The following is a 16,331-nucleotide window of genomic DNA, read 5'->3' as shown; positions in this document are numbered from 1 at the left end:
CAAACCGGCGGGAGGCGGCAAGCCTCCCGCTTTTTGCTTAGGAGGGAAGTTTGCAAATGAAACGAATCATCAGCCTGATGCTCACCCTGGCGGTGGCCCTGTCCCTGCTGATCCTGCCGGCGGGTGCCGCCTCCACCCCGGAGGAGGCCCTGGGTGAGGTCAACATTTACAGCGGCGGCTACTCCATGAATTATCTGGCCGTCAACGGCAGGGTGCAGACCCAGTCGTATACCTACTTTCTCTACCGCAACAGCGTCGGGGAGACGCAGGAAATCCCAGCCTATTGTGTAACGCCAGACCAGTACGGCGTACCACAGACGGTTCCTGAAGGGGAGAGCATCCGCTATCTGGCGGAGGAGAAAGCGTCAGACTCTAAAGTGGTGGGCCTGGTGGCCAACATGTACCCCCACCGCTCCCTGGCGGAGTTGGGTCTGACCAACAAGTACCAGGCATTTTACGCCGGCAAGATTGCCCTGTGGTGTTACCTGATCCCCGAGTGGGACATCAGCGACGTCACCGTAGCCCCCGGACTTACCGGCCCGGAGAGGGAGATTGGGGAAAGCATTCTCAATGCCGCGGTCAAAATCTATACTCAGGGTACCACATGGACCAGTGTGGCAGAGCCCCAGCTCACCACCTCCCCAGATCAGGAGGCAGCCTACCCCGTCACCATTGATGGGGCCGCCTATCGCCAGCAGGTATTTACTGTCACTTCTCCGACCTGGGTGGACGGACAGGCTGTTAATGTATCGTTCCAGGATGGGACGGACGTACCGGAGGGCGCCCGTATTGTGGATGAGAACAACCAGGATATTACCCAGGTCAAGGTCTCCAATACCGGAGACGGCTACAAGGGGACCTTCAAGGTGCTCTACCCAGAGGACTGCGTAGCGGGCCAGAGCGGCAGTGTCCAGCTCTCCCTCTCAGCCGATGTGTACCAGTATGTCGTATTTTACGCGCTTTGCCAGGAGGTTGACCAGTACGGCAACCTCCAGAGTTACCTCTGCGACACGGATCCCAAGGTCAGCCTGCTGCGAAACGCCATCTCTAACTATTCGGATACCGACGAGCCGGATGACCCAGACGAGCCTACGCCCCCTCCCAGCGAAACCGCCCTCAAGATCACCAAGTATGAGGCGGGCACTACTGTCACCCTCTCCGGTGCCACCTTCGAGGTGGTGGGCCCGGACGGGGACACCATCGGCGTCTACACCACGCCGGAGTCCGGTTCCATCACCATCCCTCTCACAGAAGTGGGCAATTACACCATCTATGAGCGGGTACCCCCGGAGTATCATCTGCTGGACGAGGAGCCGGTCAAACAGGTCACCGTGAAGTACGGGGAAACCGCCGAGGTGGACTTTGAAAATGAACCCTACGGCGACCTGCGTATCGAGAAGATCGACGCTTCCACCGGGGCCAGCCTGGCCGGGGCACGGATTCAGATCAAGCACATTGAGAGCGGCGCGACCTATACCGGTACCACCGGCACCGGCGGTTCCTATACCTTCACGGAGCTGAAGCCGGGGGCATACGAAATCCGGGAACTGTCCGCTCCAGAGGGGTGGGAGCGGGATTCCCAGACCTATACCACCACTGTGGTGGCAGGAGACTGCGTCACCTACACCCTGAAGAACGAGGCCCTGCCCGGCCTGAAGATTATCAAGTACGACCGAGAGAGCCATGAGACCATGCCCGGCGTCACCTTCCGTATTTGGCGGGATGGGGAGTTGCTGGGGGACTATGAGACAGACGCTTTGGGAGAAATCCTGCTCACGGACTGCCGGCCGGGCACCTACCGCGTCCAAGAGGTGGACACTGGGGACAGTGGACATCTGGCGGATTCCACCCCGCAGGAAATTGAACTGAAGGCCGGAGACAGTATTAAGGAGCTCTACTTTTTTAACGACCAGAAGCCCGGGATCTGGCTGGTCAAGGTGGACAGCGCCAACCCCTCCAAGGTGATCCCCAACGCCAAGTTCCGCATTGAGGCGGTGGACGGCAGCTTTGGCCCGGCGGAATTTGTTACCGACCAAAACGGCGAAATCGACCTGTCTGAACTGCCCACCGGAGCTTATGTGGTGACGGAACTGGACTGCCCCGGCTACATCATTGATGAGGCCCAGCGCATCATCCAACTGGAGGCCAACCAGACAGCCCGGTTTGTGTTCACCAACTCCGTCCAGCCCTCCCTGCACCTCATCAAGCTGAGTGCGGACGGTTCCCGGCTGGCTGGGGTGACTTTCCGCATCGCCAAAATCGAGGACGGCAGCCGGTATCTGGACCGTACCACTGATGAAAATGGAGAGATCCTGATCTCCGGCCTGGAGCCGGGGGTGTATTCGGTCAAGGAGCTGGACACCACCTCAGACCACATCAGCGACCCGGTGGAACGCCATGTGGAGCTGTTCCCCGGCAAGACCTCCACGATCATCCTAGAGAACGACATCCGCCCCAACCTGACGGTGGTGAAGCGGGATGCCGACACCGGGGAGCCCGTGCCGGATACCGTATTCCTGGTGGAAGCGGCGGACGGCCACAGCGTGGATGAAATCAAGACCGGGGCAGACGGAACGGCCACCCTGGAAAATCTGCTGCCCGGGGTGTATCAAATTTCAGAAAAATCGGTTCCCTCCCCTTATCTCATGGATGCGGAGCCCCAGTTGGTCACCCTCTATCCCAACCGGAACCACACCGTCTATTTCGAGAACCACAAAAAGCCCACCCTTACCATCCAGAAGGTAGACAGCATCACCGGCAGCCCCATCCGGGGGGCCAAATTCCAGCTCTGGTACGGCAGCAATGGCACCGACACCGGCGAGCTCAACAACCTGGGGATCTACTTCACTGACGCCAGCGGCCAGATCGTGTTGGAGGGCCTGCGGGACGGCTGGTACCGGGTGACGGAGCTGGAACCCGCCCCCGGCTTCACCATCAAGGAGCCTGCCACCCAGGAGGTCTATATTGAGGGCGGCGGAAACAAGTCTCTGACATTTGAGAACGTCCCCCTCAACGCCATCGTGGTACACAAGACGGACAGCGTCACTGGCGAGGCCCTGGGCGGGGCCACCTTCCAGCTCCGCTACCTGGGAGGCGCCTCCGGTACCGGCGGCACCGTGATTGGACAGAAGGTGACCGGCTCCAACGGCATGGCCATCTGGACGGGCCTGAAGCCAGGATCGTACATCGTGGAGGAGGTGGATCCGGCGGACGGGTACAGCATCATCCAGTCCTCCGAGACCGTCTACCTGGCAGACAACGGGGAGCAGAGTGTCATCACTGTCCGCTTTGAAAACATGCCGGACGGGAACCTCCTGATCCGCAAGGTGTGCTCGGCCAACCCCAGCGTGACCCTGCCTGACGCAGAGTTCAAGGTCACCTATGCGGACGGCACCCTCATTGGGGACTCCAACGGCATCTACCGGACGGACGAAAATGGTGAGATCCTGATCTCCGGCCTCCAGCCCGGAAAGAGCGTGGTGGTGACGGAAACCCAGGCCCCTCCGGGCTACCTCATCGATACCCAGGCCCAGACCGTGCAGATCAAAGAGGGCCGGACGGTCAGCCTCACTTTTAAGAATCAGCCGAAGGGTGAGCTGATCATCCAGAAACGGGACAGCGCCACGGGCCAGCCTCTCGCCGGGGCCCAGTTCCGAGTGACGACGGCCGCCGGCTGCGAGGTGGGACTGGACGGGGTAATTGGCGATTCCACCCTCACCCAGAACGGTATTTTCACCACCGACAGCAGCGGTGAGATCCGCATCACCAACCTGGCCCCCGGCGCATACGTGCTCACGGAGATCAAGGCGCCCCATGGGTACGTCATGGACGCCCCCTCCACCAATGTAGTCATCGGGGAGGGTGTAGATACCCAAACGGTGGTCATCACCAACACCCCCAAGGGCGGCCTTGTCATCAACAAGCTGGATTCCGTCACCCATGAGCCCCTGGAGGGGGTAGAGTTTACCATCACCGAGGCGGACGGCACGGTGGTGGACGACAACGGCGGCATGACCTCCAGCATGGGCCTCTACCGCACTGACGAAAACGGCCAGATCATCATTGACGGTTTGGTGGGGACATTCATCATCACGGAAACCAAGACCATCGAGGGCTACACCATCCATGAGGAGACCCGTACCCAAACGGTGGTCATCAACCCCAACGACACCCAGACCATCACGGTGTATAACGACCCTGTGGGCGGCTTGGAGCTGATCAAGGTCAACGCGGATGACACCAAGGAGCGGATTCCCAACACTACATTTGAAATCCGCCGTATGGACGACGCCCTGGTGGGTACCGTGACAACAGACCGAAACGGCCGGGTGTTCCTGTCCCTGGAGAATGGATCGTACTATGCCGTGGAAACCGAGAGCGCGGAAGGCTTCCACATGGACGATACGCCCCACTATTTCGAGGTGGAGAACGGGGAGACAACCACCCTCCAGGTGGAGAATACGCCGGTCAGCGCCATCCTCATCCACAAGACGGACAGCGCCACCGGCGAGGGCATCTATGGGGTGCCGTTTATCCTCTATGACAGCACCAACACCCCCGTTGGCCAGTACACTTCGGATAACGAGGGGTATGTACTGATCGAGGGTCTGGAGGCCGGGCGGTATTATCTCAGAGAGTTAGAGAATGAGGGCTATGTTCCTGACACGGAGAAAAAGACCGTCTATGTGGAGTCTGGGGAGACCACCGAGGTGGAGTGGGAGAACACCCCCATCACTGGACAGATCCAGATAACAAAGACCTCCGCGGACTACAACAGTGTCAACGGCTGGCCCGCCGGCACCCCCATCCCCGGCACAGAGTTTGAGATCTACAACGCCCGGACCGGCAACTTGGTCGATACGGTTGAGACGGACAAGAACGGCGTTGCATCCTCCCGGCCTCTCCCCCTGGGCCGCTACAAAATCGTGGAATCCAAGGCCGCAGACTTTTACGGCCTGGACAAGACCCCCATCGAGGTGGAGATTGAGTTTGAAGGGCAGATCGTAAAGGCAGCCATGACCAACAAGGGCCTCTACACCAATGTAAGCATCCAAAAAACCGGCTATGTGGAGGTCATGCCCGGCCAACAGATCCGCTACGATTTCGGAGGCATCGGCAACAACTCCACCACCAGCCTTACATCGTTCTATTGGCGAGACACTCTGCCCGGCCAGGCGGTGCGGCTGGACAAGATTGTCACTGGCACCTACAACGTGCCGGGCAATTATAAGGTGGTCTACAAGACCAACCTGAGTGGCGGCACTTGGCGCACCTTGGCGGACAACCTGAGCACCCAGCAGAACTATGTATTGGACGCCTCCAGGGCCGCCCTGGGCCTGGCCTCCAACGAGTACGTCACCGAATTCATGGTGTCCTTCGGCGTGGTGCCCGCCAACTTCCGGCAGGTGGAGGCGCCCCAGGTCTATGCCACCGTCTACGCCTGGCTTACCGGTGGCAGCCAATTCGTCAACCAGGCGGATGTGGGCGGCGTGTACAACGGCCAGTGGATTATGGCCACCTCCCGGTGGGTGACCAAGGTCTACAAGCCCGCCGAGCCCCTGCCCCGCACCGGCTATTGATTCCAGCAAACTATCGTTAGAAGGGCCGCCCCAGTCGGGCGACCCTCCAATTTTATGGAGGTGTCAGAATGAGTATCAGAAAAAAGGGCATCCGGGTGCTGCTCCTGGCCCTGACGGTGGCCGCCCTGTGCATGGTCCCGGCCTTCGCCTCCTCCGCCGGCAATGTGGCGGACGCCGTGGAGCAGACCTGGACGGATGCCGCCGGCCAGATTAAGACCGTGGTGGATACTGTGGTGTTCCCCGCCCTCACCATGGTGCTGGGGATTGCATTCTTTGTCAAGGTGGCACTGTGCTTCTTCGACTATCGCAAGCACGGCCAGTTTGAGTGGACGGGGGCGGCCATCCTGTTCGTCTGCCTGATCTTCGTGCTGCTGGCCCCCAATTACATCTGGAATATCGTAGGCATCTGAGGCGGTGAAGGCGAGTGTTTATTTGGGACTTTGTGGCCAATCCGGTGATGGAGTCCATCCTGGACTGGTTTTACAGCCAGATGGTGGGCTTCCTGGGCGCCTTCTTCGCCCAGATGGGAAACATGGGGGTGGAGCTGTTTGACCTCTCCTGGGTGCGGTCAGTGGTGCGCTTCTTCTCCCAACTGGGCTGGGCCCTCTTTGCCGTCAGCGTGGTGGTATCTGCCTTTGAGTGCGGCATTGAGTACGCATCTGGCCGGGGCAATCTCCAGCAGCCCGCCCTCAACGCCCTCAAGGGCTTCTTTGCCGTCAGCCTGTTCACCACTGTGCCCGTTCGGCTGTACGCCCTCTCCGTCTCCCTCCAGGGTACCTTCGCCATGGAAATCACAGGGGCGGGAAAGAGCATCGGGGAGCTGGGCAATGAAATCCTCACAGGCCTTGAGGGGGCTGGCCTGACGGATATCGCGGCCCAGGCCAAATGGGGCCTGGGTACCAACCCCATCATGCTCCTCTTCGCCATGATCTTCATGGCCTATGCGGTAATCAAGGTGTTCTTCTCAAACTTGAAACGGGGCGGCATCCTGCTCATCCAGATCGCGGTGGGCTCCCTGTACATGTTCTCCATCCCCCGGGGCTATACGGACGGCTTCACCCAGTGGTGCAAGCAGGTCATTGGCCTGTGTCTCAGCGCCTTCCTCCAGGCCACCATTCTGGTGGCGGGGCTTATGGTGTTCAGCGACAAAGCCCTCCTGGGGCTTGGCCTCATGCTGGCCGCCGGAGAGGTGCCCCGCATCGCCGGGGCCTTCGGCCTGGACACCACCACCAGAGCCAATATCATGAGCGCCGTCTACACCGCCCAGGCTGCCGTCAATACCACCCGCACCATTGTCCAGGCGGTAAAATGACCCTTACCCTCGGAAGCTTGTTTGACGGCATCGGCGGCTTTCCGCTGGCCGCCATACGGCAGGGGATCACCCCACTGTGGGCCAGCGAGATTGAGCCCTTCCCCATTCAAGTCACGAAACATCATTTCCCGGAGACGCTCCATATGGGGGATATCACCAGGCTGGACGGGGCGAAGCTGCCGCCGGTGGACATTATCTGCGGCGGCTCACCCTGTCAGGACTTATCCGTGGCATCCTGTACCCGCGCCGGACTGGCCGGCGCACGGTCCGGGCTGTTCCTGGAGCAGATCCGGGTGACAAAGGAGATGCGGGATGCGGATATACGACGAGGGCGGACAGGCAAGTCTGTTCGCCCCAGATGGTTCTGCTGGGAGAATGTCCCCGGCGTGTTCAGCAGCGGCTTCCCTAAAGGGGAGGACTTCCGGTTCGTCCTGGAACAGATCGCCGGAATTGCAGACAATTCCATACCTTTCACTCGACCTCACCCCTGGGGCTGGCAACCTGCTGGGAAATTACGAGTGGGAGCTGCATTCTCCCTGGCGTGGAAGGTCTTCGACGCTCAATACTGGCCCGGCACCCCCCAGCGGAGACGCAGGGTGTTCCTTGTCGCTGATTTTGCAGGACAATCCGCCCCGAAAATACTATTTGACCAGGAGAGCCTGCCTGGGCATTCTGCGCAGGGCGAAGGAGCGGGGCAAGCCTCTCCCGCCCCAGCTCCATGCGGCCCTCCTGGTGCAGGCGGGGCTGGCCGCCTGGGATGAGTGCGGCCTGGCGGATACCCGGGATATTACAGCCGGGTTTTCCGCCGGGGCGGGGGCCAGCGCGGGCAGTATTGGATACTCGGAGCGTGCAGCGCCCACCCTGAAGGCCGGCCAGAGCGGCAACCGCATGCCCTCCGTGCTCTGCCTCAACGACCAGGGCGGCAGCGTCATGGACTGCACTGAAGATAAGACCGGAACCCTGCGGGCACAACAGCACGGGCATCAGCCCCTGGTTTTTGAGAACCACGGCATTGACAGCCGATACACTGGGCCGCATCCGATCGTGCCCACACTATCCGCCAGGGCTGGTACCGGAGGCAACAACCTGCCTCTGGCCCTCCAGCCGGAGCCGACTATGTGTATCTGCGGCAATGCCATTGACCGGCAGCCCCGCAATGGCGGCAACGGCATTGGCATCCAAAATGATGTGGCCTATACCCTGACCAGTGCGGACCGGCACGCCATTTTTCGCCGCCAGCGGGTGGACAAATTCAGAGAGGACGATACCGCCTCCACCCAGAGTGCCCGTCAGGGGAAGGATGCCACCGATCTGATCTGCCAGCCAAGCCGTGATACACTGGCGGTTTTCCTGATCCGGCGTCTCACTCCACTGGAGTGTGAGCGGCTTCAGGGGTTCCCGGATGGGTGGACAGACCTGCCCGGCGCCTCGGACTCCGCCCGGTACAAGGCCTTGGGTAATAGTGTCCCAGTGCCATGCGTGGAGTATATCATGGCGGGCATCGCCCGGGCGGCGGAGGGGGGCTGACATTGTTGCTTATGCTTGCTTTCCGGCAAAATCTTTGTTGCTGTTGGTGATGGCTATTTACCGCCGGGATCGATATACTTGCGTTACCAAACAGAAGGGGGGCCAATCCATGGAAGAAAATGTGAAGAACCTCTGTGCACCCATCCCCGCCGGGCTTCACGCCCGGGTGCGGGAGGAGCAGGAGGTATCCGGAAAAACACTGGGCCAGTATATGGCCTGGTTGATCCAAACATTTTACGACAATCAGAAGGAGGAAACTACGATGAGCGGAGACAAGAGAACGGTGGCATTCCAGGTGCCCGGCGAGCTGTTCGAGCGATTTAAGGACTACCTGCAGGAGAAGGGCATCAAGCAGAACGCCTTCTTCCTGGACTGCATCCACAGGGCCCTGGCGGAGGCCCAGGAGGAATGTAAGGCTGCAGGGGATACCGCCAACGAGGGGCACGTGGAGCAGGAGGGCCGCCTCCCGGAGGAAGCCGTTGCAGAGACCGAGGGGGAAACAGATGGATGTGACGAGGATACGGAAGAAAGCAGTACAGAAGGATAAACTGCAGGAAGGGATCCGGCCGGACAGGCTGGGTCCCTTCCTGTTTTGGAGGTGTTTTCGTGTTCATCTACCCAGACAACCTGAAGGCCAAGGCCACCCTGTGGCTGTGGCAGCTGCGGGACGTGGCCATTATCGGGGTGGCCTTTCTGCTCTCTGTATTGGCGCTGGCCCAGACGGGGACCATGCTGCCCCTGGTGGGTACCGTGCTGTACGCCTTCCTCGCCATCCAGGTGGAGGGCTCCAGCGTCCTGGACTTCCTGCGGCGGGCGGCCTGCTTCCTGTTCCTGCAGCAGCAATACTATGAATGGGGGCAGAACAATGAATAGAAAGGAACAGCAGTTCCTGCGTCAGCGGCAGACTACCCGGCAGCTCATGGGTGTCACCCGCCTGACGGAGCACGGCGCGGTGTGCGGCAGGGACGAACTGCTCTTCTACCTGCTCCGGCCGGACAACCTGTCCATCCTGTCCCCGAAGGGTATCCGGGGCCGGGTGCGGGCCCTCACCGGGCTTCTCCAGGGGATGGCATCCCTGGAGCTGCTGGCCCTGGACTCCAGGGAGTCATTTCTGAAAAACAAGCAGTATTACCAGAGGAGGCTGGAGGAGGAACCGTCTCCCGCCCTGCGGGAGCTGCTCCGGCAGGATATGGAGCACTTGGACGCACGCCAGTCCTCCACCGCCGCCTCCCGGGAGTTCGTCCTGGTCTGCCGGCTGGACAGCAAGGCCGCAGAGGATCGGGAGCTGCCCCGGCGATTGGAGAAGCAGATCCAGGATCACGGCTTTCACGTTTGCCTGGCCGGGGAACAGGACGTGAAGCGCATCCTGGCGGTGTACTACCAGCAGGACGTGGTCACCGAGCACTTTGAGCAAGTGGATGGAGAGAGGTGGGTGACCGATCATGGCTAAAGCACAGAAAAAGCGGAAAAAGCCGGTGGAAAAACCGGTGGAGACGCACCAGCCCAAGGACTTCCTGGACCTGATCGCCCCAGCAGCCGTGAAGTTCAACACGGACTCCTACGTGCTGGGCGGCCTGTACCGCTGTGTCCTGGCCCTCCGGGGTTACCCCGCCGTCACCGAGGAGCTGGCCCTGCTCTCCCACATCTGCAACCGGGCCGGCGTCACCCTCCACCTCTACGCCCGCCAAGTGACAGCGGCGGAGGAGGACGCCATCTACCACAAGGCCGTCAACAAGAACCGGCTGGATCGGAGCAATCAGGACAACCTGAAGCGGAGTGTCACGGCGGAGGCCAACCTTCAGGATGTGGCCGCCATCATTGCCAGCGCCCGGAAGAACCGGGAGCCCCTCATCCACTGCGCCGTGTTCCTGGAGCTGGCCGCCAAAAGCCCCGAGGAGCTGCGGCTGCTGCGGGATGAGGTGGGCGCCGAGCTCACCCGGGCCAAGCTCAGTGCAGACCCCCTGCTCCTCCGCCAGCGGGAGGGCTTCCTCTCCGCCAACCCGGCGGGGCGGAACGCCCTGGGCGCCCAGTTTGAGCGGGTGCTGCCCGCCAGCTCCACCGCCAACCTGTACCCCATCAACTACTCCGGCCGCAGCGATCCCCATGGGTTCTACATCGGCAATGACCACTATGGTGCGGATATCCTGCTGGACCTGGACCGCCGCACACCGGACAAGACCAACTCCAGCGTGCTCATCCTGGGCAACTCCGGCGAGGGCAAGAGCTACCTGCTCAAGCTGCTCATCTGCAATCTGCTGGAGAGCGGCAAGACGGTGATCTGCCTGGACCCGGAGCAGGAGCTGACCTGGCTCTGTGGCAAACTGGGTGGCTGTTACGCAGACCTCATGGGCGGGCAGTTCCGTATTAACTTTTTGGAGGCCAAGCGGTGGGATGTGGATGGAGAGGACAATCCAGACGCGCCAGAGGCATTCCGGCAGAAATCTTCCCTGTCCCAGCACATCTCCTTCCTCAAGGACTTTTTCCGGGCCTACAAGCCCTTCACCCATCAACAGGTGGATACCCTGGAGCTGATGCTGGAGCAGCTGTACCGGAAATGGGGCATTTCGGACAAGGCGGACTTCTCTGCCATGGGGCCGGAGGACTGGCCCATTGCGGAGGATCTGTACGCCGTCCTGGAGGACGCCTACGAGCACTATGACCAGGAGGACAGCCCTCTGTATCCCAGGGAGCTGCTGCGGGAGCTCCTGCTGGGGCTCCACTCCATGTGCCGGGGGGCGGAGAGCGTCTACTTCAACGGCCGCACGAACATCACCAGCACTAGGTTTCTGGTGTTTGGCGTCAAGGACCTGATCCATGCCAACTCCTCCGTCAAGGACGCCCTGCTGTTCAACCTGCTGTCCTACCTCAGCGACCAGCTCCTTACCAAAGGCAACACCGTGGCCGCCCTGGACGAGCTCTACCTCTGGCTGTCCAACCTGACCACCATTGAGTACATCCGTAACTGCCTCAAGCGGGTGCGCAAGCGCAATTCCGCCCTGATCCTGGCGTCGCAAAACCTGGAGGATTTCGATATCCAGGGCGTGCGGGAGCTGACCCGCCCCCTGTTTGCCATCCCCACCCACCAGTTTCTCTTCCATGGCGGCAAGGTGGACAAGAAGTTCTACATGGACAACCTGCAACTGGAAAGTGCCGAGTACGACCTGATCAGTTCCCCCAATAACGGTGTCTGCCTGTTCAAATCCGGTGCGGACCGCAACCTGCTGGACGTCCACGCCCCGCCCCACAAGCATGCACTGATCACAGGAGGCGGAGGATAATGGCCGCTCCAGCCCTGGTGCTCAAGGCTGCTGCATCTATTCTCGCCAATGAAAAGAGCCGGAAGGCCGTGGGGTGGGTGCTGATAGCCGTACTCTCTCCCATCATTCTCCTTCTGGCCTTCTTCTGCACCACCTTCTCAGGTGGGGCGGAACACAACCGCACTGTGGCGGATCTGTGCTTTCACGGCGGGGCCGTCCCGGAGGGCACCCCGGAGGAGTATCAGGCATACATCCAGGAGATGCGGGACAGCTTTGTCCTGCTGGATGCCGCCATGCAGACCGTAGAGGGGCAGATGGAGGACGGGGACGGCCTGGATGATGTCCGAGTCAAGGCGGTGTTCTTCGCTCTGTACTTCGGCGCGGATGACCCGGCGGCCCACGCCGGGCAGGCCTTTGTGGATTGCTTTGTCACCTATGAGGAGCGCACCCGCACGGTGACCACTGTGGATGAGGAGGGGAATGAGGTGGAGACCCATGAGACCTATACCGTGGCCGTCTCAATCTCAGATTTCCAGCAGGTCTGGCAAAACATCCGGCATCTTACCGGAGCGGAAGCCACACCGGAACAGCAGGCCAACGCGGACAGCGTTTACAATGTCGTGAAGTACGGTGCATCTACTGGAACGGAGGGCTGGATCCCCGGCACCGACGTGCCCTTCATCGGGGCGGACGGCTTCTGCTCCCCCATTGGGGCGGGCTGGGAGAGCCGGGTCACCTCGGAGTTTGGCTACCGGAGGGACCCCTTCACCGGGGAGACCCGGGGTCATACCGGCATGGATTTGGCGGTACCCACCGGCACCCCCGTCCGGGCCGCCCTGCCCGGCACCGTCACCGCCGCCCAGTACCACAGCAGCTACGGCTACTATGTGATGATCGACCATGGTAACGGCCTGTCCACTCTCTACGCCCACAACTCTCAACTGCTGGTGCGGGTGGGCCAAACGGTGGAGGCCGGCGACATCGTATCTCTGTCCGGCAGCACCGGCCGATCCACCGGCCCCCACCTCCACTTCGAGGTGCGGGTCAGCGGACAGAGAACAAACCCCAGATACTACCTGCCAACCACATCATACGAGGAGTGAGAGAATATGAACTCAATCCAGAATACGGCTTGCCTTATTGCCGCCTATGAAACGGCGGCGGGGCTGCCGGACAACGAACGGATCACCCGGACAGATGGTACATGGAGGCCGGGGGTGACGGAGCAGCAGGCGGCGTCACTTTACCGGCAGGCACAGGCCCTGCTGGCTCCGGAGACCAAGCTGCTCTCCACAAGCCGCGAGTCACTGATCGACCAGATGCGGGACGCTTTGCTGTCCAGGGAGCTGTCCGTGGGAGACACGGTGCTCTTTGCCGCCACAGAACCCTATGGCGGTCCTGGAGACTTTGCCCTCCGTGGCGGCGTCATCCAGTCCATTGACCCGGAACGCAAAACCTGCTCCGTACAGGGACGTTTTTTCCCGATGGACGACGTCCCTCTCCACTATGTGCTGGGGAGCTATGACCGCAGCGTTTCAGAGGAACACTACGGCTTCCCACACATCCGCCCTCTGCTGGGGGAACACCCTGAGCTGGCGGAGCGGTATCTGCGTGAAGCAGAGGCCCGGTGGAACACCCTATGCGGGCAGCCTGCAGTTTCATCCGAGGTTCCGAAAAACACAATGCAGGCGATGGGAGGCATGAGCTGACTATGGAAAAAACAGAACTGACGGTGAGCATGGAACCGGAGCGGCTGGACGCGCTCCGGTATTTTCTGGCCGCTAAGAACAAGCGCACACCCCAGAAGGAGCTCCAGCGGGCGCTGGAGGAGCTGTACGAGGCCTATGTACCGGCGGAGACCCGGGCCTACCTGGACGCCCGGTGCCGGCCGGACCGGGACAGGCGTCGGCGGCCGGCGGCATCCAAGGCTACACAGATGCAGAAGGAGGAAGCGACAGATGGAGACCATTGAACTGAGCGGCCGCACTGGACAGGAGGTCTATGAGGAGCTGAAGCACCGGTTGGAGGGCATGGGCTATCTGCCGGACGAGTATTTTCTGCTGGACGCCGACTGGGAGGACAGAAGGGTGATCCCCAGGAATGCGGATCTCTTCTGCACTACGGACTACGGGGACAGCGAGGGGATTTACCTGGATGTGTACCTGAAGTGGTACGGGGAGGACGGCAAGCCTGTGATCAAAAGCTTCGCCACGGGCAAGACCCTGGGCGAGAGCGGCTCCGACATGGACCGGATGTTCCTCATCTCCTCCGCCATTACCAAGGCGTTTCACGGTGAGCAAGGTGCCTATGCCAGATACCGGCAGATGGAAGACAGCACGAAAGCGGAGGGCGTGGTGCTCCATCTCAGTCCGAAGGAGCAACGGGTACTCATGGATGCGCTGCTGGAACAGCGGATGCGGCAGGAGGCACAGATGACGAATACGGAGCAGCTCCTGCGCCGTATGACCGGCAGCATCACCGCCTATATGGACGAGGTGGGCGCCCGCCCCCTGCGCATGAGCACGGCGGACCGGGCGGTGCTGGCCATCCGGGATGGGGAGCTCTATGCGTTTTCCTCCCTGGCAGTTCAGATCACGAAGCCGGAAGAGCGGGGCAGCCTGCTGGCCGCAGCGGCAGGCAGGCCAGGCCCAGTGGGCAAACGGATGGCCAGACTGATGCTTGGGACAAAGTCACCCTACCCGGAGGACGTCTGGTTGGATGCCTGCAAACGGGCGGTGGACACCGGGGATCTCCAGCGGGTGCAGATGATGCTGGATCAGACAATGGACAAGGTGGCCAATCCGTCCCCCGCCCTGCCCGGTGAGGTGCTCCGGTACGCCTTCGGGCAGAACCGCGCCATGGCCAGAGAGCTTATCCGCTGGGCCACGCCGGAGCAGGTTGCCGCCGCACCCTCCAGGCTGCTGTGCGGCGCCGCCTATGCCCATGATCTGCCCATGCTCACGGAGCTGCGCCAAAAGGGCCTCCAGCCGGGTGACCAGGCCGCCCCCCTGCTGCGCCCTCTGCTCGCTGCATACGACGAGCAGAGGGTAGCACATCTGCTAAGGGACAGCCTGCGGGTGCAGCCGGAGGACTATGAGGCGATGAACGTGTGTCTGCGGGCGCAGGCGCAGGCGGCGGCGGAAGCCCTGCTGGAGCGGGGTATGAAGCTGGACGGCTACCTGGCGTGGGCGGCAAAACAGGACGTCCTTCTGGACACGCAGGCCCAGGAGATCCTGGACTGCCTGGCGGAACAGCAGGCCCAGGTAAACAGCGTGCCGGAGCAGAATGGGCCTGTACTGGGAGGGATGAGCCTGTGAGTGTTCCCGTACTGACCCACCGCAGGGATCTGCGGCAGGGGGATTTGGTGTTCCCGGAGGAGATCCTGCGTATCGGCCACACGCTGGATTTCCAGCTCGACTGTGTCAGCAAAGAAGTTCAGCAGGAGGTGTTTGGCTCGGAGCTGGATACCAGTTCACTGTGTGACTGGCTGAACCTCCATACTGCCTATGATTTTGCGCTTCAGGATGTGGCGGACCACATAGAAATAACCCTCTGCCGGAATTTTGGAAAGAAGGCGCATCCGTTCCTGTATCCGCTTAACAGGGCGGAGCGAGACGTCCTGCGCGGGGAGATGGAGGCATGCTGTCAGCGGCGCACCGACCGTTCTCTGGCGCAGCAGTACAGTCATCTGCTGACAACGGAGGAAGCCGAGCCGCCGGAGCTCACGGTCGGGACACACCGGCTGCCCATGGGGGAGGTTGGCTTCGCGGAGGATCTGTCCGAGTGCGGTGGGCTGCTCCAGTTCTATATGCCGGTGACCTTTGACCCGGACGCGGTCTTTGGCACCCACGTAGCGACCGCGGAAAACGACGACTGGCTCAACGTGTACGCCGCCTATGACCTGAACGCCAGCCGGCCGTGCTCCGCACTAGACGTCATCCTGGTGTGCGGAGACGGCAATGAGTTCGCCTTCCGGTATCCGCTGGCCAAGCAGGAGCAGGCCGCGCTGCTGGAGAAGATGGACGCCTACTGCCTGGAACAGACCGGCATGGCGCTGGCAGATTTCCGGGCCCGGTATCTGGTGGAGGAACCGCAGCCCCGCCAGGCCCCCAGCCTGGCCCAGCTGTGAGCACGCCGTCGGCCCCGTGTGCGCCCTGTGTGCCGGTTTCAGAAGGAGGGCGGGCCAGGGGCCCCGCCCAGACGGGAAACCGCCCCGTTGGGGCCAGTTTCGCCCCGGTTTGGGGCGTTCGATTTTAGTACGAGGATAAAGGAGCGCCGTGGTGAGCCCCGGCGCTCAGGCCACAAAGCCCCGCAGTGCGGGGCTTTTCCCGGATTTGGGTACCGCCGTCGGTAAAGGCCCGTTCCGGGTTTTAGAGCGGTGGTGCGTTTGAAAAAACACGGCGTTGCAGGCGGTTGAGGCCCTTTTGCACCGCCGTGGTGAACAAGGAGGAAGCATGGACGAGGAAAACAGGCTGAAAATCACCCTCTGGCTCAAGCCGGGCATTGTCCGCCGGATGGACGGCTGGCTGGAGGAGGACAACTGCAAAAGCCGTGGGGAATTTGCCGAAAAGGCCCTGCGGTTCTACATGGGCTACCTGGCCACGGAGGACACCTCGGAATATCTCTCCCGCGCTCTGGTGGACACATTGCGGGGCA

At 61.5% G+C, this 16,331-nt stretch carries 12 protein-coding genes and 1 pseudogene; all 13 read left to right on the top strand.

Going from position 1 to position 16,331, the window contains the following annotated elements; all coding sequences use genetic code 11:
• Positions 1 to 56: 56 nt before the first annotated feature.
• The 13 genes and pseudogenes from E0E41_RS06990 to E0E41_RS06930 all read left to right on the top strand — a co-directional run bounded on the left by E0E41_RS06990 (position 57) and on the right by E0E41_RS06930 (position 15,804).
• A complete protein-coding gene (locus E0E41_RS06990; protein WP_024725204.1) occupies positions 57 to 5,579 on the top strand; it encodes a SpaA isopeptide-forming pilin-related protein in 5,523 nt (1,840 codons plus the stop codon).
• A gap of 68 nt (positions 5,580 to 5,647) precedes the next feature.
• The gene (locus E0E41_RS06985; protein ID WP_024725203.1) at positions 5,648 to 5,989 is read left to right on the top strand and encodes a DUF3852 domain-containing protein; all 342 of its coding nucleotides are present in this window, start codon (positions 5,648 to 5,650) and stop codon (positions 5,987 to 5,989) included.
• A 14-nt stretch (positions 5,990 to 6,003) separates the two neighbouring features.
• A complete protein-coding gene (locus E0E41_RS06980) occupies positions 6,004 to 6,891 on the top strand; it encodes a conjugal transfer protein TrbL family protein (RefSeq protein ID WP_024725202.1) in 888 nt (295 codons plus the stop codon).
• Positions 6,888 to 8,418, top strand: a pseudogene (locus E0E41_RS18895) (DNA cytosine methyltransferase). The gene E0E41_RS06980 and the pseudogene E0E41_RS18895 overlap by 4 nt, the downstream one beginning before the upstream one ends.
• A 109-nt stretch (positions 8,419 to 8,527) precedes the next feature.
• Complete coding sequence (locus E0E41_RS06970) at positions 8,528 to 8,965, top strand: hypothetical protein (protein WP_009261398.1); 438 nt, start codon at positions 8,528 to 8,530, stop codon at positions 8,963 to 8,965.
• Between the two features lie 59 nt (positions 8,966 to 9,024).
• Positions 9,025 to 9,291 (top strand): hypothetical protein, encoded by a 267-nt coding sequence (locus E0E41_RS06965; RefSeq protein WP_009261397.1) that lies wholly within the window; start codon positions 9,025 to 9,027, stop codon positions 9,289 to 9,291.
• Entirely contained in the window at positions 9,284 to 9,868 is a 585-nt protein-coding gene (locus tag E0E41_RS06960; protein WP_024725201.1) for a hypothetical protein, read from the top strand. The genes E0E41_RS06965 and E0E41_RS06960 overlap by 8 nt, the downstream gene beginning before the upstream one ends.
• Positions 9,861 to 11,696 carry a VirB4 family type IV secretion system protein gene (locus tag E0E41_RS06955; RefSeq protein ID WP_130869285.1) on the top strand — a complete coding sequence of 612 codons (1,836 nt, stop codon included), beginning with the start codon at positions 9,861 to 9,863 and terminating at the stop codon, positions 11,694 to 11,696. Before E0E41_RS06960 ends, E0E41_RS06955 begins: the two co-directional genes overlap by 8 nt.
• Positions 11,696 to 12,778: a M23 family metallopeptidase gene (locus tag E0E41_RS06950; RefSeq protein WP_024725200.1), complete on the top strand. Its 1,083-nt coding sequence runs from the start codon at positions 11,696 to 11,698 to the stop codon at positions 12,776 to 12,778. Before E0E41_RS06955 ends, E0E41_RS06950 begins: the two co-directional genes overlap by 1 nt.
• Positions 12,779 to 12,784: 6 nt before the next feature.
• A complete protein-coding gene (locus E0E41_RS06945; RefSeq protein WP_009261614.1) occupies positions 12,785 to 13,384 on the top strand; it encodes a hypothetical protein in 600 nt (199 codons plus the stop codon).
• A 2-nt stretch (positions 13,385 to 13,386) separates the two neighbouring features.
• Positions 13,387 to 13,647, top strand: a complete 261-nt coding sequence (locus E0E41_RS06940) for a DUF6103 family protein (RefSeq protein WP_024725199.1) — start codon at positions 13,387 to 13,389, stop codon at positions 13,645 to 13,647.
• Positions 13,634 to 14,992: a hypothetical protein gene (locus E0E41_RS06935; RefSeq protein ID WP_024725198.1), complete on the top strand. Its 1,359-nt coding sequence runs from the start codon at positions 13,634 to 13,636 to the stop codon at positions 14,990 to 14,992. Before E0E41_RS06940 ends, E0E41_RS06935 begins: the two co-directional genes overlap by 14 nt.
• Positions 14,989 to 15,804: a hypothetical protein gene (locus E0E41_RS06930; RefSeq protein ID WP_024725197.1), complete on the top strand. Its 816-nt coding sequence runs from the start codon at positions 14,989 to 14,991 to the stop codon at positions 15,802 to 15,804. The genes E0E41_RS06935 and E0E41_RS06930 overlap by 4 nt, the downstream gene beginning before the upstream one ends.
• Positions 15,805 to 16,331 lie beyond the last annotated feature (527 nt).

This window comes from Intestinimonas massiliensis (ex Afouda et al. 2020), assembly GCF_900626285.1.
Classification (GTDB): Bacteria; Bacillota; Clostridia; order Oscillospirales; family Oscillospiraceae; genus Flavonifractor; species Flavonifractor massiliensis_A.
This window is presented reverse-complemented; position numbering and strand designations above follow the sequence as displayed.